This window comes from Myxococcus sp. AS-1-15 (assembly GCF_020037055.1).
GTDB classification, from domain to species: Bacteria; Myxococcota; Myxococcia; order Myxococcales; family Myxococcaceae; genus Myxococcus; species Myxococcus fulvus.
The window spans coordinates 1-18,340 of sequence record NZ_JAIQDF010000013.1 but is presented as its reverse complement, the minus strand read 5'-3'; the positions used below and the strand labels follow the sequence as shown (position 1 = coordinate 18,340).

17 protein-coding genes and 5 tRNA genes are annotated in these 18,340 nt (G+C 70.1%); 14 read left to right on the top strand and 8 right to left on the bottom strand.

Annotated elements, in window-relative coordinates:
• Positions 1–33 precede the first annotated feature (33 nt).
• Positions 34–105: transfer RNA gene (locus K8625_RS30020), tRNA-Cys, on the bottom strand.
• 160 nt (positions 106–265) lie between these two features.
• On the opposite strand from K8625_RS30020, the gene K8625_RS30015 reads away from it, so the two are divergent.
• The 4 genes from K8625_RS30015 (at position 266) to fdxA (ending at position 3,474) form a co-directional block, all read left to right on the top strand.
• Entirely contained in the window at positions 266–1,417 is a 1,152-nt protein-coding gene (locus K8625_RS30015; RefSeq protein ID WP_223784648.1) for an acyl-CoA dehydrogenase family protein, read from the top strand.
• A gap of 97 nt (positions 1,418–1,514) precedes the next feature.
• A complete protein-coding gene (locus K8625_RS30010; protein ID WP_223751729.1) occupies positions 1,515–1,868 on the top strand; it encodes a rhodanese-like domain-containing protein in 354 nt (117 codons plus the stop codon).
• Between the two features lie 73 nt (positions 1,869–1,941).
• Positions 1,942–3,030 carry an aspartate-semialdehyde dehydrogenase gene (gene asd, locus K8625_RS30005; protein ID WP_223784647.1) on the top strand — a complete coding sequence of 363 codons (1,089 nt, stop codon included), beginning with the start codon at positions 1,942–1,944 and terminating at the stop codon, positions 3,028–3,030.
• Between the two features lie 108 nt (positions 3,031–3,138).
• Positions 3,139–3,474, top strand: a complete 336-nt coding sequence (fdxA, locus tag K8625_RS30000) for a ferredoxin FdxA (RefSeq protein WP_223751727.1) — start codon at positions 3,139–3,141, stop codon at positions 3,472–3,474.
• Between the two features lie 90 nt (positions 3,475–3,564).
• Here the strand turns inward: fdxA and K8625_RS29995 are convergent, their stop codons facing one another.
• The 3 genes from K8625_RS29995 to K8625_RS29985 form a co-directional block, all read right to left on the bottom strand.
• Positions 3,565–4,374 carry a hypothetical protein gene (locus K8625_RS29995; RefSeq protein WP_223784646.1) on the bottom strand — a complete coding sequence of 270 codons (810 nt, stop codon included), beginning with the start codon at positions 4,372–4,374 and terminating at the stop codon, positions 3,565–3,567.
• 124 nt (positions 4,375–4,498) lie between these two features.
• Positions 4,499–5,551 (bottom strand): hypothetical protein, encoded by a 1,053-nt coding sequence (locus K8625_RS29990; protein WP_141332229.1) that lies wholly within the window; start codon positions 5,549–5,551, stop codon positions 4,499–4,501.
• A 14-nt stretch (positions 5,552–5,565) separates the two neighbouring features.
• Positions 5,566–6,735, bottom strand: a complete 1,170-nt coding sequence (locus K8625_RS29985; RefSeq protein WP_223751725.1) for an MFS transporter — start codon at positions 6,733–6,735, stop codon at positions 5,566–5,568.
• 78 nt (positions 6,736–6,813) lie between these two features.
• On the opposite strand from K8625_RS29985, the gene K8625_RS29980 reads away from it, so the two are divergent.
• On the top strand, positions 6,814–7,290 hold the full coding sequence (locus K8625_RS29980; RefSeq protein WP_141332227.1) for a GNAT family N-acetyltransferase: 477 nt from the start codon (positions 6,814–6,816) through the stop codon (positions 7,288–7,290).
• Positions 7,291–7,302: 12 nt separating this feature from the next.
• On the opposite strand, the gene hrpB is transcribed toward K8625_RS29980, so the two are convergent.
• The 4 genes from hrpB to K8625_RS29960 all read right to left on the bottom strand — a co-directional run bounded on the left by hrpB (position 7,303) and on the right by K8625_RS29960 (position 13,289).
• Entirely contained in the window at positions 7,303–9,867 is a 2,565-nt protein-coding gene (gene hrpB / locus K8625_RS29975; protein WP_223784645.1) for an ATP-dependent helicase HrpB, read from the bottom strand.
• Between the two features lie 305 nt (positions 9,868–10,172).
• Positions 10,173–11,840, bottom strand: a complete 1,668-nt coding sequence (locus K8625_RS29970; protein ID WP_223784644.1) for a hypothetical protein — start codon at positions 11,838–11,840, stop codon at positions 10,173–10,175.
• Between the two features lie 71 nt (positions 11,841–11,911).
• Entirely contained in the window at positions 11,912–12,616 is a 705-nt protein-coding gene (locus K8625_RS29965; protein ID WP_223784643.1) for an HAD family hydrolase, read from the bottom strand.
• 34 nt (positions 12,617–12,650) lie between these two features.
• On the bottom strand, positions 12,651–13,289 hold the full coding sequence (locus K8625_RS29960) for a HEAT repeat domain-containing protein (protein ID WP_223751721.1): 639 nt from the start codon (positions 13,287–13,289) through the stop codon (positions 12,651–12,653).
• 87 nt (positions 13,290–13,376) lie between these two features.
• Between K8625_RS29960 and K8625_RS29955 the strand changes: the two genes are divergently transcribed.
• The 9 genes from K8625_RS29955 (at position 13,377) to K8625_RS29915 (ending at position 18,256) form a co-directional block, all read left to right on the top strand.
• Positions 13,377–13,769, top strand: coding sequence for a hypothetical protein (locus tag K8625_RS29955; RefSeq protein ID WP_223784642.1), 393 nt, complete (start codon positions 13,377–13,379; stop codon positions 13,767–13,769).
• Between the two features lie 250 nt (positions 13,770–14,019).
• Positions 14,020–15,303: an adventurous gliding motility lipoprotein CglB gene (cglB, locus tag K8625_RS29950; protein ID WP_223784641.1), complete on the top strand. Its 1,284-nt coding sequence runs from the start codon at positions 14,020–14,022 to the stop codon at positions 15,301–15,303.
• Between the two features lie 84 nt (positions 15,304–15,387).
• The gene (locus K8625_RS29945) at positions 15,388–16,383 is read left to right on the top strand and encodes a RimK family alpha-L-glutamate ligase (RefSeq protein WP_223751718.1); all 996 of its coding nucleotides are present in this window, start codon (positions 15,388–15,390) and stop codon (positions 16,381–16,383) included.
• A gap of 63 nt (positions 16,384–16,446) precedes the next feature.
• Positions 16,447–16,896, top strand: coding sequence for a hypothetical protein (locus tag K8625_RS29940; RefSeq protein WP_223751717.1), 450 nt, complete (start codon positions 16,447–16,449; stop codon positions 16,894–16,896).
• Between the two features lie 5 nt (positions 16,897–16,901).
• Entirely contained in the window at positions 16,902–17,708 is an 807-nt protein-coding gene (gene rlmB, locus K8625_RS29935) for a 23S rRNA (guanosine(2251)-2'-O)-methyltransferase RlmB (protein ID WP_223751716.1), read from the top strand.
• Positions 17,709–17,836: 128 nt separating this feature from the next.
• A tRNA-Thr gene (locus K8625_RS29930) sits at positions 17,837–17,909 on the top strand.
• Between the two features lie 76 nt (positions 17,910–17,985).
• Positions 17,986–18,069: transfer RNA gene (locus tag K8625_RS29925), tRNA-Tyr, on the top strand.
• Between the two features lie 9 nt (positions 18,070–18,078).
• Positions 18,079–18,154 (top strand) — tRNA-Gly (locus tag K8625_RS29920).
• Between the two features lie 26 nt (positions 18,155–18,180).
• Positions 18,181–18,256 (top strand) — tRNA-Thr (locus tag K8625_RS29915).
• The last annotated feature ends 84 nt before the right edge of the window (positions 18,257–18,340 follow it).

Below are 18,340 nucleotides of genomic sequence, written 5' to 3'. Positions count from 1 at the left end.
CGGAGCGACTCTCCGCATCGGGCCTTTTCTATGAGGCGCCACCCGGATTCGAACCGGGGAATGAAGGTTTTGCAGACCTTTGCCTTACCACTTGGCTATGGCGCCGACGACTTGGGGCCGGGTTTATACGCAGCCAGCCACCACCCGGTCAAGGAATCAACGGAACCGGCCCCCGGGTCCTGACGTGACGGTACGATTCGCGCGGAAACGGTGATGTCCGCCTCGGGTGGACGTCGCGTGCTCGAGACGACCGAGGAGTCGCGTGATGCTGCATGGGCATGGGGTGTACCAGGAGGAGCACGAGGCCTTTCGCCGTACGGTGAGGGCGGTGGTGGAGAAGGAGATCCTCCCTCACGTGGCGCGCTGGGAGGAGGCGGAGGAGTTCCCCCGGGAGCTCTTCGCGCGCTTCGGCGAGCTGGGCTTCCTGGGCCTGAAGTACCCGGAGGCGTACGGCGGCACGGACGCCGGCGTGCTCTACGAGGCGGTGCTCCTGGAGGAGCTGGGCCGCTGCGGCTCGGGTGGGGTGTCCGCGGGCCTGGGCGCCCAGTTCACCATCTCCACCGGGCCGCTGCACCTGTTCGGCACGGACGCGCAGAAGCGCCGGTGGCTCGCCCCCGCGATTCGCGGCGAGAAGATCGGCGCGCTCGGCATCACGGAGCCGGACGCCGGCTCGGACGTGGCGGGGCTTCGCACCACCGCGCGCCGTGACGGGGCGCACTACGTCGTCAACGGCTCCAAGACGTACATCACCAACGGCGTGCGCGCGGACTTCATCGTCCTGGCCGTGAAGACGGACCCCTCCAGGGGCCACAAGGGCCTGTCCATGCTGGTGGTGGAGAAGGACACGCCTGGCTTCACGGTGAGCCGCAAGCTCAAGAAGCTGGGCTGGCGCGCCTCGGACACCGCCGAGCTGTTCTTCGAGGACTGCCGGATCCCCGTGGAGAACCTGCTGGGGGTGGAGGACCAGGGCTTCTCGCAGATCATGGGCAACTTCCAGTGGGAGCGCCTGTCGCTCGCGCTGGGCGCGGTGGGCGCCATGGAGGACATGCTGGAGCGCGTCGTCGAGCACGTGAAGTCGCGCCGCGCCTTCGGCCAGTCGCTCAGCCAGATGCAGGTGGTGCGGCACAAGCTGGCGGACCTGTTCACCGCCCGCGAGTGCGCGCGCCAGCTCACCTACCACGCGCTCCGGCTGCACGCGGCGGGGGAGTGGGCCGTCGCCCAGACCTCCATGGCCAAGAAGGTGGCCACCGAGACGGCGTGCCGCGTCGCGGACGAGTGCCTGCAGCTCCACGGCGGCGCCGGCTACATGATGGAGTACGACATCCAGCGTCACTGGCGCGACGCCCGCCTGGGGCCCATCGGCGGCGGCGCCAGCGAGGTGATGAACGAAATCATCGCCAAGCAGCTCGGCCTGTAGGCCGTTCGGGACGTGGGGGAGGGGCAGGCGACCAGGCGGGACGGAAGAGGCCCCGGGGGCCCCGGGTTGAGACCGGAGAGCCCCCGCGGAGGTGTTGGTGGAGCCCACCATCCTGTGTACCGAGCTGTACCTGCGCCTGGGAGATGACGAACTGCTCGTCATCGACTGCCGGGCCCCCTTCGACTGGGAGCACCACGACTTGCACATCCCCGGTGCCCTGAGGATGTTGCCCACGGAGGTGGCCCGGGACCACCGGATGCTGCCCGACGACGAGCTCATCGTCCTCTGTGGCGGCGCGCCGGACGGCTCGGATGTGCGCCGCGTCTGTCGCCTGCTGCGCATGCACGGGCGCAAGGCCGTCTGCCTCGACGGAGGCCTCCCCGCCTGGATTCGCGGGGGCTATCCCACCGAGCGGCACGTCCGTGCCCAGGTGGCGGGCCTGCACCGTTAGGTTTCTCCTGGATGCGGTGCGTCGTCAAAGGGTGTATGGAGCGGCGGACTTCCTCCCTTGGAGAACCGTTCCCATGGCCAAGCTTCGTGCCGCCCTCATCGGCGCCACCGGACTCGCGGGGCAGCAGTTCATCGCCGCCCTCAGGAACCACCCCTTCATCGAGCTGACCGGCCTGGCCGCGTCGCCTCGCTCGGCGGGAAAATCCTACGGGGACGCCCTGCGCACGGCCAACGGCATGACGGCGTGGTTCGTCTCCGAGCCGCTCTCGCCTGAAATCGCCCGCATGCAGGTGGTCAGCGGCGACGCGCTCCAGGCCCAGGACTACGACCTGGTCTTCTCCGCCGTGGAGGCGGACGTCGCCCGGGAGCTCGAGCCCCGGCTGGCCCGGGACATCCCCGTCTTCTCCGCCGCGAGCGCCTTCCGCTACGAGGACGACGTCCCGCTGCTCATCCCGCCCGTCAACGCCGCGCACGCGCCGCTCGTGCGCGAGCAGCAGCGCCGCCGCGGCTGGAAGGGCTTCATCGTCCCCAGCCCCAACTGCACGACGACGGGCCTGGCCGTGACGCTCGCGCCGCTCGTCGAGCGCTTCGGTGTGAAGGCCGTGCTGATGACCAGCCTGCAGGCCATGTCCGGCGCCGGCCGCTCGCCGGGCGTCATCGGCATGGACATCCTCGACAACGTCATCCCCTACATCCCCAAGGAGGAGCACAAGGTCGAGGTGGAGACGAAGAAGATCCTCGGCGCGTTGGGCGCGGACGGCTCCGCCCTCACGCCCCACGACCTCCGGGTCTCCTGCACCTGCACCCGCGTGGCCGTGATGGAGGGCCACACCGAGTCCGTCTTCGTCTCGCTGGGCACCAAGGCCACGGTGGCTGAAGTCACCCAGGCGATGCGCGAGTGGCGCGGCGCCGAGGTGGCCCGTGACCTGCCGTCCTCGCCCCCCCGGTGGATCGAGGTGCTGGACGACCCGTTCCGTCCTCAGCCCCGGTTGGACCGGGAGACCCATGGAGGCATGGCCACCACCGTCGGCCGCGTGCGCGAGGATGGTGTCCTGGAGAACGGCTTCAAGTACGTGCTCGTCTCCCACAATACGAAGATGGGAGCGGCGCGTGGGTCCATCCTGGTGGCCGAGCAGCTGCGGGCCCAGGGGTTGCTCGGCTGACACCGCCGCGCGTCGGACCGATGGCACAAATTCAGGGTGCCATCCCTGTAACGAACCATTAGTCTGCGCGCCCACGGACGCGCTGAAGATTTCTAGAGGAGAGCTTTCATGGCCTACGTCGTCGCGGACCCTTGCATCAAGTGCAAGTACACAGACTGTGTCGAGGTCTGCCCGGTCAACTGTTTCTACGAGGGTGCGAACTTCCTGGTCATCCACCCGGACGAGTGCATCGACTGTGGCGCGTGCGAGCCCGTGTGCCCCACCAAGGCCATCTTCCCGGAGACCGAGCTCCCCGCGAAGTGGAAGGACTACAAGGCGCTGAACGCGGACTTCTCGTCCAAGTGGCCCAACATCGCGGAGAAGAAGACGTCCCTCCCCGAGGCCGAGGAGTACAAGGACAAGGAGGACAAGCGCTCCCTCCTGAGTGACGCGCCCGGCAAGTAGTCCGCTGGCGCCTGTCGCGCCCGTGAGTCTCGAGAAGGCCCTCCCGCTTGTTTCCGGCGCGAGGGCCTTCGCCATTGCGGGGCGCCTCATTCAGCCCGCGCTCAGCGAACGCAGCCGGAGCCCGCGTGCCTCCAGGGCCTCGCGCAGTCGGGTGAGCTCCGTGTCGGGGACGGGCCCCTGGTGGCCCTGGATGCGCAGCGAGACTTCACGGGGACCCGTCCGCTCCACCTCCACCGTGGCGTGCAGGCTGCCTCGGACGCTGAGGCTCAGCGCGGGGCGCTGTGACTTCACCAGGACCTCGATGCGCTCGATGACCTCCAGGGTCGACTCCACGCGGCTCGGTGGCTCGGGTGGGCTTGCTCCCGTCGACGCCGGGGCCAACTGCCGCGCCTCCAAAGGCGTGCCCTCCTGGGTAGGGACCGGCCGTGGGTTGTCCACGGGGACTGGCTCGGTCCTGGGCGTGCTCGACCCGCGCGTCGTGGGGAGCTGCGCCGCCTGACGGGAGACCTCCCGGACGACGAGCTCCGTGAGGCGCTGCTCGGTCCGCTCCTGATTCAGGACCTGCGCTTCACTCCGCACCGCACCCAGCCGGTGGGACTCGACGTGCATCGCCTGTCGGACCATGCCCAGCCGCTCGGGACTGGCCAGCACCCCGCGGGAGGTCGAGAGCACGGTGGTGGTGGTTCGGACGGTGGCGAGGCTCCGGGCTCCGAGCGGGAGGCTCGGCGGACGCGCCTTCACCCCTGCCGCAGCCTTGGGTTCGCCGGGAGCGGGCCGGGGTGGGGTGGCCGGAGGACGCCGTGGGGCGGACTCCTGGAGGGCTCGCTGGAAGCGCTCGCCGTCGGCGGGCCGTCGGGTGGAGGTACCGCTGTCGGTGGAGGCGTCGGTGTCGACCTTCATGTCATCCCTCGCTGGCGTGCGGGGGCGACACGAAGCAGCGGTCATGCCAGGAGGCTCTCCCCATGGGACGGTGGCGTCACCGTCCCAGCCGATGGAGGTCCAGGCTCTGGCGTGGGATGGGCCTTCAGCGCGGCTTCGAGCCGAACGCTCCGGGCTGCACCGGTGCGATGCCGGTCAGGTCGTTGACGGCCAGGGGACAGGAGGCCAGCGCCATGGGCTCCACGAGCCCGCCGATGCGCGCCCAGTCCCGCTCCTGGAAGAGGAGCGCGTCGCGCAGCTCGATGGACGACAGGCCCTTCTTGTACTCCCAGAAGCGACCCCTCACGAGGACGGTGTTGCCCTTGAGCAGCTTGTTGAGGTCCACGTACTGCTTGTCCTGGAGGATGGCGACGACCTCCACGCGCTCGCGCTTGCGCGGCTTGCCGAACTGGAACTCGTAGGTCGCCGTCGGCGCGGGCTCGGGCTCCGTCCAGATGAGGCGGGCCACCATGCGCTCCGGCTCCGGCTCCTCGCCCTTCTTGAGCTTCTTCTTCTTGGGCTTCTCCAGCTTCACGTCCACCAGCTCCAGGCCGCTGAACGCCAGCTCGTGGTCCAGGTAGTTGTCGCGGAACAGGGCCTCGGCGGTGGAGACGGCCACCGAGTTCACCCGCTGGACCTCCTCCTTGTACCGCTCTCGCAGCACCGGCAGCGTGAGCAGGAAGCTGTCCACCGGCTTCGTGCCGTCGGCGAGGAAGCGCAGCCGTGCCATGTCGATGGCCGGGTAGTAGGGGACGAGCGACTCGGCCGTCTTCAACCAGTCGGGGCGCAGCTGCTTGTCGATGAGCACCCGTCGCACCATGGTGACGAAGTAGCTGTTGCCCGGGAAGCGGTCCGTCACCAGCTGGGTGTTCAGCGCCTGCACGAGCGCCGGATCCAGCATGAAGTTCTCGTCGCGCTTGTGGAACTGCGTGCCCACCTCGCCGAGCAGCGTCAGGTACGCGCCCACCACCTGCGCGCAGTTGGCGTCGGCGGTGCCCTGGTCCAGGGCCTGGAACAGGCGCGTGCGCAGGAAGCGTTTGTCGATGGCCTCCTCGCGGAAGACGGGAGCCTCTCCGGTGCCGAAGAAGAACTCGGGCTGGGCGAGTGCGGGGCTGGCCAGCAGCCCCAGGGCGAGGACGAGCAGTCGGGCGGTACGCATCACCCGGCAGCCTATCATCCCGGGCTCGTCGTGGAGAGTGGGGCGGGCACGGCGGACGCCCGCAGGACCAGGCCCGCGGCGACCAGCTCCACCACGCCTGCCACCGCGAAGAGCCGATGGCCGCCGAGCCAGTCGTAGCCCACTCCCGACGACAGGTAGCCCACCAGTCCGCCGAGTCCGAAGGTGAACGCCGCGAACAGCGCCTGCCCGGACGCGCGCAGCTCCGGGGGCACGCGTCGCGACAGGAACGCCACGCTGGCCACGTAGAACGCGCCGAAGGTCATCCCGTGCAAGGGCGCTATCAGCACCATGCCCTCGGGGGACGACACCAGGGCCATGCCGCCCCAGCGCACCGCGCTCGCGACGAAGGCCACGGCCAGCACGACGCGCGGCGCGGTGTCCTTGGCCACGCGCGAGTAGAACGCCATCACCGCCACCTCCGCGATGACGCCGATGCCGGCCACCGTGCCGACCACCGCGGGCGACAGGCCCAGCGACATGACGTGGATGGAGAAGGTCCCGTGGAAGGGCGCGCACGCCATCCAATGCAGGCTGGTGGCGGCGAGCAGCCAGCGCAGGTCCGGGTGTCTCAGGAGCGCCAGGCCCGCCAGCGGGCTCAGGCCCCGGCTGGGCGCGGCGGTGTCCCGCAGGGTGAAGCTCCAGGGCACGAGCGCGGACAGCAGCGCGAGCGGGACCAGGACCACCCACTCGTTCACGCCCGTGACGAGCCAGCCGAAGAGCACCGTCGAGGTGATGAACCCCACGGAGCCGAAGAGCCGCACGTGCGCGAAGCTGTCCCCGGTGCGCGCGACATGGTGCAGGGTGAGGCTGTCCATGAGGGGCGTGAAGGCGCAGACGAAGCACGCGTACAGCGCCATGGCCGGCACGAGCGTGTCGAAGGTCCGCGCGCGGCCCACGAGCGCGAAGGCGAGCGCCGCGCCGAGCGCCAGCACGGTGAGGACCCGGGACGCACGGCCGGTGCGGTCGGCGAGGTGGCCCCACATCGGCGGAACGAGCAGGGAGGCCAAGGGGCTGAGGCACAGGAGCAGCCCCACCTGCGTCGCGGACAGCGACAGCGACTTGAACCAGGCGGGCAGGAACGGGAGGACGATGCCCACCGCGGCGAAGTAGAGGAAGTAGAAGCCCGCCAGCGGCAGGCGGCTGGCGACGGGGCGGGGGCTCATGGACGGTTGGGACCTTGACATGTCCGGGTGCTTTTCCGCCTGTTGACCTCGCTGCCTTTTGTGTACCTTGCCCTCGACATGGCCAGTTCCACGGACATTTCCGCGCCCGTCACCGTCGCCCAGATCCGGGACGAGGCGGAGCTCATGCAGGCGCTCGCCATCCGCGAGGTGGTGTTCATCGAGGAGCAGCACGTCCCCGAGGGCATCGAGCGTGACGCCGAGGACGCGAACGCGTACCACATCATCGCCCACCAGGGAGGCCACGCCATCGGCACGGGGCGGCTGGTGATGTTGCCTCAAGCGCCCGAGGGCGAGCAGGGCCCCTGGGGGCAGGTGGGGCGCATGGCGGTGCTGCAGGCGCATCGCAAGGCCCGCGTGGGCTCGCTGCTTTTGACGACCCTGGAGGCGGAAGCGGTCCGCCGCGGGGTCAAGGGCATCATGCTGCACGCGCAGCTCTACGCGCTCGAGTTCTACAAGAAGCACGGCTACACCGAGGTGGGCACCGTGTTCCTCGAGGGCGGCATCGACCACCTGGAGATGCGCAAGCGCTTCTAGGTGGCCGTGGTTTCAGCGGCGCGGAGGACGGGGCGCGGGAGGCTGTGCGTGCCTGGGGTCCTCCGGCCAGGAGTGGCGCGGGTACTTGCGCCCCAGCTCCTTGCGCAGCGCCGGGTAGTGTCGCTCCCAGAAACCCGCCAGGTCGGTCGTCACCTGCACGGCGCGCATGTTGGGCGCGAGCAGGTGGAGCACCAGCGGCACGCGGCCCGCGCACACGCTGGGCCCCTGCGCCATCCCGAAGAAGTCCTGGAGCCGTGACTCCACCCAGGGCGGCTTGCCCGGCTCGTAGTTCACCTTGACGCCCCGGCCGCCCGGGAGGGTGACGCGCTCGGGAGCGTGTGTGGCGAGCAGTCGCTGCTGTTCCGAGGTGAGGCGCGCGTAGAGCGCGTCGAGCAGCGAGACGCCCTCCAGGTCCTTGAAGCTGCGCGCGTCCGAGCACAGGGACGCGAGCGCATCGCGCAGGAAGGTGTCGTCGACGGTGGGGAACTTCGCCTCGGGGAAGGCCTGGGCGAGCAGGGCCACGCGGGTGCGCCATTGCTCCAGCGCCTCGGGCTCCGCGAAGCGGCCGGGGCCGGCGGCGAGCGCGGCTTCGACGAGGACGCGCGCGGTGGCCTCGGAGGCGGGCGCGGGCGTTCGGGTCTCCTCGAGGACGAGGTTGCCGTAGGACAGGCGGGTGAGGCGCTCCACGCGGCGCGCCTCGGCGTTCCACTGGAGGGTGTCCACCTCCTCGAGCGTCTCCGGGTAGAGGTCCAGCAGCCACTCGGGCTCCACGGCGCTGGCCAGTCGCACCACGGCGCCGCGGCCGGGGCGCTCCTCCGCGTCCGCGGCGACCATCAGGTCCGCGTCCTGGACGACGCTCAGCTCGGAGAGGGACGCGGTGCCGCCGCCGAAGAGCAGCAGCTCGGGCGCGCGGGGTCGACGACGTCGCGCGACGCGGTCCGGGTAGCCCGCGAGGACGCTGAGCATGAGGGCCTGTTCCACGTCCTCGGGTCGGTGCGGGCGCTCGCCCTGGCTTCGCACGGCGCGGCGGAGCTGCTTCTGCACGCGGTCCACGGACTGCACCGCGCCCTGTTCGAGCGAGAGGGAGTGGAGGCGTCCGGAGGAGAAGTTGGAGCGCTCGGCTTCGCGGAAGCGTTCGAGGAGCTCGAGCAGATCCGAGGGACCACTGACGACGGCGGCGGCGCGCTGGCCACCCCCGAGGTTGGCGCGAGCCTCGCGGCGGATGTCGCGCTCGCCCATGAGGGCCGCGAGGGTGGCCGCGTCGGCGCCGACACCGCGTCGCTCGCCTTCGACGATGATGCGAGCCTGGCGCGGGTGGACAGGGAAGCGCAGGAGGCGCTGGCCCACGTCGGTGACGGCCCCCTTGGCATCCACCGCGCCGAGGCGACGCAGCAGCGTCTCCGCCGCGTCGAGCGAGGCGGTGGGAGGTGGCTCGAAGAAGGGGAAGGCGGTCAGGTCGGTCACGCCGGAGGCGCGAAGGGACAGGATGGTCTCCGCCAGGTCCATGCGGCGGATCTCGGGCGCGTCCTGTTCCGGGCGACCGTCGAAGTCGTGCTGGGTGTAGAGGCGAAGGCAGTGCCCGGCGCGGGTGCGGCCGGCGCGGCCTGCGCGCTGGACGGCGGAGGCGCGGCTGACCTTGGACAGCTTGAGCGTGGGGAGTCCTGACCAGGGCGAGTGGCTGGCCACGCGCGCGAGGCCCGTGTCGATGACCACGGCGACGCCGTCGATGGTGACGGAGGTCTCGGCCACGTTGGTGGAGAGGATGATCTTCCGGCGCGAGCTCCTGCGCACGGCGCGGTCCTGCTCCGCGGGGGACAGGTCGCCGTGGAGGGGGAGGACGTCGGTGTCGTGGCGTTCGGCGAACTCGGCGCAGGCGTCGCGGGTGCGGCGGATCTCTCCGGCGCCGGGGAGGAAGACGAGCACATCGCCGTCGACGCCCTGGGTGAACAGGCGCTTGATGCCGGAGAGGACCTGCTGGTCCAGGTGCCGGTCATCGGGAGTCGGGAGGTATTCGACGCTCACGTCGAAGCGGCGTCCCTGGGAGCGAAGAGAGGGACAACCTCCGAGGTACGCCCGGACGGGTTCGGCCTCCAGGGTCGCGGACATGACGACGAGCTTGAGGTCCGGGCGACGCGTCTCCTGGAGTCGACGGAGCATCGCGAGGGAGATGTCGGCGGACAGGTGGCGCTCGTGGAACTCATCGAGCACGACGATGCCGACGTCGCGGAGGGTGGGGTCGGAGAGGAGGCGTCGGCCGAGGACGCCCTCGGTGACGAAGGACATGCGCGTCTTCGCGCTGCGGACATCCTCGAAGCGGACCTGGTAGCCGACAGTTTCTCCCACGCGCTCGCCGAGCTCCTCGGAGACACGCTGGGCGGCGAGCCGGGTGGGCAGTCGGCGCGGCTGGAGGACGACGATCTCCTTGCCCGCGCCGAGACCGGCTTCGAGCAGGGCGCGGGGGACTCGGGTCGTCTTGCCCGCGCCGGGAGGTGCTTCGAGCACGAGCGAGCGAGCGCCGCGCAGCGTGGAGACGATCTCCGGGAGGAGCGGGTCGATGGGAAGGGTGGCATCCGCCATGGCGGGTGTCCTCTCAGGGGCGAGCCGGGGCTCGCTCACGGGGCGTCGCACAATGGCGCGTGCGGCACGCAGTGGGGAAGGGCGGCATCCATTCAGGCGCGAGCCGGGGCTCGCTCACGGGGCGTCGCACGATGGCGCGTGCGGCACGCAGTGGGGAAGGGCGGCATCCATCCTGGCCGGAGTGCTCTCGCGCACGCCTTGGGCTCGCATGGGTGAACGGGCCTCGCCAATGTGGAGAAGCCCGCTGGAAGGGGCGGTCGGCATCCGTCATGTCCGGTCTCCGCTCAACGCGCGCGGAGGCTCGCTCACGGTGTCTCGCTGCCCGCCCCGCCGGAAGGTGACGTCGCGTTTCGCTTCTTCCGCACGGAAGGGGCCTGCGCCCGAGCCGCCTCGGAGTCTCGGGCACCGCGAGTGCGGTGCTGCTGGGGGGCCTCGGTGTCGTCGCTCGACTCACGCTTCCGGCCACGAGGAGTGCCACCCGTATCCTCTCCGGAACCGGATGGGGCGCCCGGGGATGCGCCTGTGCCTCGCCGGCCGCGTGGGGTCGAGGTGCCTGCGTCGTCCGAACCCGCGCTGTCATTCGCCGTCAGGTTCGTTCCGCCCTCACGCCTCCGTCCACGTCCCGTTGAGCCGCGAGGCCCTTCGGAAGAAGCCGCTCCATCGCTCGGGCTTGAAGCCGCTTCCTCGGAACCTATCGAAACAGAGGCCGGGTCCTCATTGGAGCCCGAGAGGGTGGACGCGCCATGCCGAGCGTCCTCCGCCGAAGCGACGGGAGGCGCATCTGCCCCCGCGTCGGCCACACCCAGATGGACACCCGGCGTCGACGCAGCGCGGGTGGTGGCCGCGCCGGTTTCGGCCGCACCCGAAGGACGTCGGGGTCCGCGACCCGCCTTCGCGCGGGGCTCCTCCGCCGTTGCATGCGCGCTTGTCGCGACAGGGGCCGTCATGACGGCGGCCGTGGCGCGCCCGTTCACGTGTTCCTCGGAGCCCCCATCGGTATTCTCGGTTGTATCTGCCACGTCGTTGTCAACAGTGGCGGAGTCCGCATCGTACGAGGTGGCGCGGTCCGCGGAGTCTCCCTCCATCGCCTCGGTGGGCTCATCGAGAGCCGGCTGCTCCACCCCGGATGTCTCGAGCGGAGCTGCGGGCGGCGCGTCACCCTCCTCGAGAGGAGAGTCGAGCGCGGCGACCTCGGCGAGCTCCGCCTCGGTGGGCTCCATGGAGTCCGAGGGCTCGAGGTCGAGCGCGCCGAGCCCCTCGTCGGACGGAGCAAGACCGCGTCCCGCGCGGCGCTTGGGCTTGAGTCCGAGCGCCGCGGCCTCATGGACGCTGGGCACGGGAACGAGCGCGGCCTCGGAGAGAAGACGCGCCTGGCGCAGCGCCACTTCCAGCTTGCGGCCGAGGTTGACCAGTTCCTCTCGCAGCACCGCCTCCTGTTCCGGGGACAGCGGCGCGGGCTCATGACTGGAGCGCCAGGCGGCGTGCGCCGTGGCCACCTGCTCCATCACGGGCCGGACGAGCGCGAAGTCGTCGCGAGCGAAGATGCGCGTGACGTAGGCGCTGCGGGTGCGACGGTCGTAGGAGGTCGCGTACTCGAAGATGGTGTCCCGGGGGGCGCGGCGGAGCTGCGCGAACTTGAGGTGGGGGAAGAGCGCCTCGATGACGGGCGCGCGGCTGCTCGCGGTGAAGGTGATGCCCGCGTGCAGCTTCTCCAGCGCATCGACCCACAGGCCTTGCTGGTGGAAGGCGAACTCCTCGCGGGCCTCATCGAGCTCGGGCAGGTCCTTCACCCGGTCGACGACCCCAGCCGCGGGAGCGCGGGTGGTGCGCACCAGCTCCAGGGCGGTGGCCAGCCAGCTCTTCTCGGCATCGAGGCCGGGGCGGCCAGCGAGCATCTCCCCCGCGGTGGCGAGCCGTGCCTCGAAGGCCTCGGCGAAGCGGATGAGCTCATAGGACTCGAGCGTGGATGACATGCGGCGGGCTCCTCGGAAGGGCGGCGGGAGATACCACAGCCCGGGCTCGGCTCCGAGCGCGGGCGGGGGCCTCAGCTTCGGCCGAGCAAGGTCGGAAGGGCGTCGCGGTGCGAGAAGTCGGCGAAGGCCGCGTGAGCGCCGGCCTTCAACAGGGCCTCGGCGGTGAAGGTCCCGGTCCCCACGCCGATGCACTCGGCGCCGATGCCCAGGGCCGCGTCGACGTCCTTGGGCGTGTCGCCGATGATGACCACCCGGCACTCCTCGCGAGGCACCCCGAGCAGCGCCGCGCCCGCCTCCGCGCCCCGGCGGATGAGCTCCACGCGGTCCTCGTGGTCGCAGCCGAAGCCACCGAAGGCGAACTGGTCATGGATGCCGACGCGCTCCAGCTTCACGCGAGCGCCCTCGCGCACGTTGCCGGTCCCCAGTCCCACCGCGAAGCCCTCGAGGCCACGCGCCGCCTGCACGGCCTCGCGCATGCCGGGGTAGACGAGGTAGCGCTGCGCGTCGACCTTCCGCACCTCGTCCGCCAGGTGCGTGAGGTAGGCGGCGATGCCCGCGTCGATGGCCGCTTCGGTGTCCTCGACGCCGATGACGCGCAGGGCCTTCCGGACGATGCCCCGGTCGGTCATGCCGGACATGGGGAACGAGTCGCACGCATCACGGCGGCCGTGGAGCTGCTCGAAGGCACGGTCCATGGCGCGGCGGCCCGCGCCGCCAGTGGTGATGAGGGTGCCGTCGATATCGAACAGGAGGACCGTGGGACGCATGGACCCCATCTAACGGAAGGCTCGGGCCGAGGCGAGCGCCGAGTCACGGCTCCGCGAGGCTGAGGCCGCGCTGGAGCGCCTCTCGCACGAGGGGACGTTCCTCCAAGGGGAGTCGTTCCTCGAGTGCCTGTCGGACCTGCTGTCCGCCGAGCCGTCCGAGCGCCAGGGCGACGGCCTCCCGCACGGGCTCCTGCTGGTCCGTGAGGCGGGCGGAGAGCGAAGGAATGGCGTCGATTCCCAGGCAGCGCGCCAGGGCTCCCGCGGCGCTCGCGCGAACGTCCGCGGGAGCGCGTGCGTCCTCCAGCACCTCCTGGATGGAGTGCGCGCTCTGCGTCGGGTCCACCAATGCCAGCGAGGCCACGGCCCGGGCCCGTCGCGTCGAGGGCGCGGAGCCATCCATCACCAGCGAGCTGAGGACAGGCACGGCCTGAGGCCCGAGCCGTCGGAGTTGCTCGTCGCGCGGTGTGCCCTGGGATGCATCGAGCAGGGACTCCACCTGCGCGCGCAGGTCGCGAGGAGGAGTGGCCGTGGGAGGAGGCTCGCCAGCGCCCCGGGAGTAGGCCAGCGCGGAGCCAGCGGAGGTGGCCAGCAGTCCGGCGCCGAGCACGAGGGCGCGCCATCGTCGTCCCCGCGTGGCGCGAGGAGCGAAGGTGGAGGGGGGCGGCGAGGTCGGGGTCGACATGGGGCGCCTCGGCGAGGGGAGGGGGGAGGTCCAGGGTTATACGCCTTTTGCCCGCCCGGACTCGAACCCCGGTAAGGTGCTTCGTCGATGGCTGGACGGGTCTTCTTCTTTCTGCAGCACGCCACGTATGAGCCGGCGTTCCAGGCCGCCTCCATGGGCATCACCGCGGTGGCCATGGGGGACGAGGTCTACTTCGTCCTCGCCTTCGATGCCCTCCGTGCCTGGGTGGACGGAACCTTCGGTCACCCCGACGGCGAGCGCGAGCGGGAGGAGCACGCGCGAGGTGAGAGGCTGGGCGTGCTGGCCCCCGCGAAGATGCTGGAGGAGGCAAGGGCGCTGGGGGCGAGGTTGATCGCCTGCGACACCACGGTGCGCCTGTGTGGCTACCCGCCGGAGGCACTGAGTGGCGCCCTGGACGAGGTGATGGGGCTCGCCTCCCTCTGGCGCCTCACGCAGGGCGCCCGCACGCTGTCGCTCTAGCCACTCCACCCCGAGGCGCGCCAGGCAGGCGACAATGTCGTCTGCTCCGCTCCGGGTGTGCGCCTGTCGACGAGGCGCGTCGGCTCCTGCTGTAACCTCGCAGTCTCATCCGAACCCTCGGACCCCTCCTCTTGAGGCTGTAGCCTCCAGGGGGAGTCACGCGTTACTCTTGCGCCCAAGCCGTCCCCTGAAGAGCCCGGCCGCGCGGAGCTCCGCGTCCCCCCATAGAAGCAGAAGGAATTCATCACCTATGCGCGCCAAGTTGAACCTCCTGAGCCTGAGCGCCCTTGCTCTGGGCGCCCTCGCAGGCGTCGTCACGGGCTGTCAGTCCTACGACTTCGAGCCGGTGGAGCCGCTCGCCATCGCGCAGACGACGGTCGAGGAGACCATCACGGCCCTGTCGAGCAAGCCCAACATCATGCTGTTGGTGGACGTCTCCGGCTCCATGACGCTGCCGGTGAATCCGAGCGAGCCCTCCTGCATGGTGCGCAACAACCAGGGCAACCTGGTGGTGTGCGGCCAGTCGCTGGCGTGCCCCACGGACACGTGCCCCACGCGCTGGACGGATCTCCAGGCCGCCGTCCCCCAGTTCCTCGCGACCAGCGGTCCGTTCGTGCGCTTCGGCCTGACGACCTACCCGGAGGCCACGGGCAACTCGGGCGTCGAGGCATGCACCAAGGCCTCGGCGACGTCCGTGCGCAAGGACCTTCCCGTCGTCGAGGACGACGGCTCGCTGCTCGAGCACGCCAACTCCATCAACGCCATCCTCCAGGGCATCCCCAACTTCGGCACGGGGCAGCCCATCGGCGGCACGCCCACCAGTGGCAGCCTCCGGTTCGTCGGAAGCCTGGAGGCGTTGAAGGACCCGGACCGCAAGAACTTCGTCATCCTGCTGACGGATGGTCTGCCCAACTGCAATGAGGCCAATGAGTACTCCGGTGCGGAGAACCCGGCCCAGTGCAAGTGCACCATCTCCGCCACCGGCTGCTCCACGGCGGGCACCGCCTTCGAGCGGCGCGGCTGCCTGGACACGAACGCCTCCGTGACGGCGGTGCAGGAGTTGAAGGCCGCGCGCGTGACGACCATCGTCATCGGCTTCGGCGCTGAGACCGCGACGGGTGAGGGCACCGCGGTGCTGCAGGCCATGGCGGCGGCGGGTGGCTTCGCCCGCTCCTGCGCGGATGACCCGACGGCGTGCGGCCCTAATGACACCTGCATCGCGGCGACGGGCCTGTGCAGCCGGGCCTTCTACCAGGCGGGCAACCAAGTGGAGCTCGCGGCCGCGCTTGAGCGCATCAGCAAGGAGGTCCGCAATCCCGAGCCCTGCATGATTCCCCTGAAGGGCCCGCAGCTGCCGTCCAACCCCCAGCTTATCGTCGTCTACGTCGAGGACGAGCGGCTCCAGTCGGGTGATGAGACGTGGAACCTCACGAACGAGGGCGTGAGGTTCAACGGCGCCACGTGCGACCGCATCAAGAACTCGCGGCCGGAAGATCCCATCAAGATCGAGATCCGCGCCATCCGACAGCGCTGAGCAGGCGGCCGGGGGCGGCTTTACCCCGGGGGTGGTGGGGATTATAGGTCCCGTCCGCCTCCGGCCCGGTTGCCGCCCCTGCCCATGAAAGTCACCCTTCTCTCGCGCTCCGCTTCCATTCCGTCCACCCGACGTCTTGTCGAGGCGGGGCGCGCGAGGGGGCATCAGCTCCGCGTTCTCAACCCTCTCCGGGTGCAGATGCACCTGGATGGAGGGGGAAGCGCCACCCTCTATTACGACCGCAAGAAGCTGGCGCCCACGGACGTGGTACTGCCGCGCATCGCCCAGTCCATCAACACCTATGGCCTGGCGGTGGTGAACCAGTTCGCGCTGCATGGCGTGCCATTGGTGAACCACGCGCAGGCCATCGCCCAGTCGCGCAGCAAGATGCGCTCGCTGCAGCTGTTGTCCGCGCACGGCATCGACATCCCGGCCACGGTGATGGCGCGCGACGCCGCCCAGCTCAAGGAGATGGTGGGCCTGGTGGGCGGTGTCCCCGTCCTGGTGAAGCTGCTGCAGGGGCAGGAGAAGCACGGGGTGATGGTGTGCGAGAGCCTCCAGTCCCTGGAGGCCGCGCTCGAGGCGGTGCTGGGCCTGGGGCACAACCTGGTGATGCAGGAGTACGTGAAGAGCACCAGCCAGGATGTGCGCGTGCTGGTGGTGGGCGGCAGGGCGATCGCGGCCGTCCGCAGGCGTCCTCGCCCGGGCCGGCTCGCCCACACGCTCATCAAGGGCGCGCGGCTGGAGGAGATGGACCTGTCCCCGGGGCAGCGGGCCACGGCGGAGAAGGCCACCCGGCTGGTGGGCCTGGAGGTCGCGGCCGTGGACCTCCTGGACGTCCAGGGCCAGTCCAAGGTCTTCGAGGTGAACAGCTCTCCCGCGCTGCCGGAGATGGAGGCGGTGACGGGCATGGACCTGGCCACCCCCATCATCATCCGGGCCGAGGAGCTGGTCGCGGGCGCGGAGCCTGTGTCGATGCCGGACCTGCTCCCACCGAGCCCGCTCGCGAGTGCCCTCGTCCCATCACCGCGCAAGAAGCGCGCGAGCCGTGCGCCGCGGAGCGGCTCGGAGGGCGCGTGAACAGAATCCCGGCACCTCACGTCGAGGCGTGATACGCAACCCCCGCATCCAGGAGACCCAGCCATGTCGCACATCCGAAGCGTCACCTCCGTCGCCGCCCTGCTGGTGGCCTGCGTCTGGGCGGTCCCGGCGTCCGCGAACGAGGTGGACCCCGCCAGCCTCTATGACGTGTCCACCGACGGCTCCTCCTCCCAGGTGAAGGCGGGAGAGAAGGGCGTGTTCGTGGTCTCGGTGAAGACGAAGTCCGGCGCGCATGTCTCCGAGGAGGCCCCGCTGAAGCTGGACGTGAAGGGCACCCAGCTCACCGTGGCCAAGGAGAAGCTGGGCCGCGAGGACTCGGTCTCCAAGAAGGCCGCGGGTCAGGAGTTCGCCGACCCCCGCTTCGAGGTCCCCTTCACCGCGGCCGCCGCGGGCAAGGGCTCGGTGGACGCCAAGCTCGTCTTCTTCATCTGCACGGAGAAGATCTGCGCGCGTCAGCAGAAGACCCTCTCCGTCCCTGTCGAGGTCCTCTAGTCCCCATGCGTGAGCGTTCCTCCCGAGGTGGTCGAGGCGAGCGCGAGGGGGGAGATTCCTCCGCGCGGCACGTCTATGGGGTGAATCCGGTCCTCGAGGCCCTGCGGGCCCGGCCGGATGAGGTCGAGCGGTTGTTCATCGTGGAGGGACAGCTCGCGGCCAAGGCCGCGGGGGAGCTGCTCAGCCGCGCCCGGGACGCGGGCGTCCGCGTCGAGAAGGTGTCGCGCGAGCGGCTGGCCGTGATGGCCGACGGCGGCGTGCACCAGGGCGTGGTGCTGGAGCTCCGGGGCTTCAAGTACGCGGAACTCGAGGACCTCCTCGACGCGGCCCAGGCCAGCAAGCGGCCCGCGCTCGTGGTCGTGCTCGACGGCATCCAGGATCCGCACAACCTGGGGGCCATCATCCGGTCGGCCCATGCGCTCGGGGCGCATGGGGTGGTCATCGCCAAGGACCGGGCCGTCCAGGTGACGGGGACGGTGGCCAAGGCGTCCGCCGGAGCGGTGGAGCACTGCCTCATCGCCCGGGTGGTGAACATCTCGCGCGCCCTGGAGCAACTGAAGGAGGCGGGGCTCTGGGTGGCCGCGGCCGACGTGGACGCGACCGAGCCCATGTGGAGCGCCCGGCTGGACGGGCCCCTGGCCCTCGTCGTGGGCGCCGAGGGGGGAGGGGTGAGGGAGGGTGTGCTCAAGCACTGCGACCACCGCCTGCGGATTCCCATGGCGGGTCAGGTCGGTTCACTCAATGCGTCCGTTTCGGCCGGCATTCTGCTATACGAGGTCGCCCGCCAGCGGGGGAGCAGCTCCTCCCGTTAGTCGGTCTGAACCCGGGATCAATCTCCTTGACTTGGGTGATGGGGACTTCTAAAAGGGCGCGCCTCGCACATCGGAGTCGGGTGGTTGACGGCTTCGGTGCAGGTAGGGTAGGGCAGGAGCCGATGAGTGCCGGTGTAGCTCAGTCGGTAGAGCAACTGATTTGTAATCAGTAGGTCGCGGGTTCAAGTCCCGCCGCCGGCCAAGCAGGACGGGGCCGCGGATGAGGGCCCGGGACGAGCAGTGCGGGGGGCAGTTGAAGTCGGTGGTTCAAAATTCTGGAGGGATACCCAAGCGGCCAAAGGGAGCAGACTGTAAATCTGCCGGCTCTACGCCTTCGATGGTTCGAATCCATCTCCCTCCACTCGGCATTGCGGGAATAGCTCAGTTGGTAGAGCGTCAGCCTTCCAAGCTGAATGTCGTGGGTTCGAATCCCATTTCCCGCTCCAAACGTTGTAGTTCATAGCATCGCCAAGCCCTGATAGCTCAGTTGGCAGAGCGCATCCTTGGTAAGGATGAGGTCACCAGTTCAATCCTGGTTCAGGGCTCCATTTTTTAGAGGAGTGTCATGGCCAAGGAGAAGTTCGAGCGTAACAAGCCCCACGTGAACATCGGCACGATCGGACACGTGGACC

Coding starts and splice junctions, on each gene's coding strand:
- K8625_RS29955 (WP_223784642.1), top strand. CDS start 13,377: ATGGCTGGACGGGTCTTCTTCTTTCTGCAGCACGCCACGTATGAGCCG.
- K8625_RS29990 (WP_141332229.1), bottom strand. CDS start 5,551: ATGCGTACCGCCCGACTGCTCGTCCTCGCCCTGGGGCTGCTGGCCAGC.
- K8625_RS29980 (WP_141332227.1), top strand. CDS start 6,814: ATGGCCAGTTCCACGGACATTTCCGCGCCCGTCACCGTCGCCCAGATC.
- hrpB (WP_223784645.1), bottom strand. CDS start 9,867: ATGGCGGATGCCACCCTTCCCATCGACCCGCTCCTCCCGGAGATCGTC.
- asd (WP_223784647.1), top strand. CDS start 1,942: ATGGCCAAGCTTCGTGCCGCCCTCATCGGCGCCACCGGACTCGCGGGG.
- K8625_RS29945 (WP_223751718.1), top strand. CDS start 15,388: ATGAAAGTCACCCTTCTCTCGCGCTCCGCTTCCATTCCGTCCACCCGA.
- cglB (WP_223784641.1), top strand. CDS start 14,020: ATGCGCGCCAAGTTGAACCTCCTGAGCCTGAGCGCCCTTGCTCTGGGC.
- K8625_RS29970 (WP_223784644.1), bottom strand. CDS start 11,840: ATGTCATCCACGCTCGAGTCCTATGAGCTCATCCGCTTCGCCGAGGCC.
- fdxA (WP_223751727.1), top strand. CDS start 3,139: ATGGCCTACGTCGTCGCGGACCCTTGCATCAAGTGCAAGTACACAGAC.
- K8625_RS29995 (WP_223784646.1), bottom strand. CDS start 4,374: ATGAAGGTCGACACCGACGCCTCCACCGACAGCGGTACCTCCACCCGA.
- K8625_RS29965 (WP_223784643.1), bottom strand. CDS start 12,616: ATGGGGTCCATGCGTCCCACGGTCCTCCTGTTCGATATCGACGGCACC.
- rlmB (WP_223751716.1), top strand. CDS start 16,902: ATGCGTGAGCGTTCCTCCCGAGGTGGTCGAGGCGAGCGCGAGGGGGGA.
- K8625_RS29960 (WP_223751721.1), bottom strand. CDS start 13,289: ATGTCGACCCCGACCTCGCCGCCCCCCTCCACCTTCGCTCCTCGCGCC.
- K8625_RS29940 (WP_223751717.1), top strand. CDS start 16,447: ATGTCGCACATCCGAAGCGTCACCTCCGTCGCCGCCCTGCTGGTGGCC.
- K8625_RS29985 (WP_223751725.1), bottom strand. CDS start 6,735: ATGAGCCCCCGCCCCGTCGCCAGCCGCCTGCCGCTGGCGGGCTTCTAC.
- K8625_RS30015 (WP_223784648.1), top strand. CDS start 266: ATGCTGCATGGGCATGGGGTGTACCAGGAGGAGCACGAGGCCTTTCGC.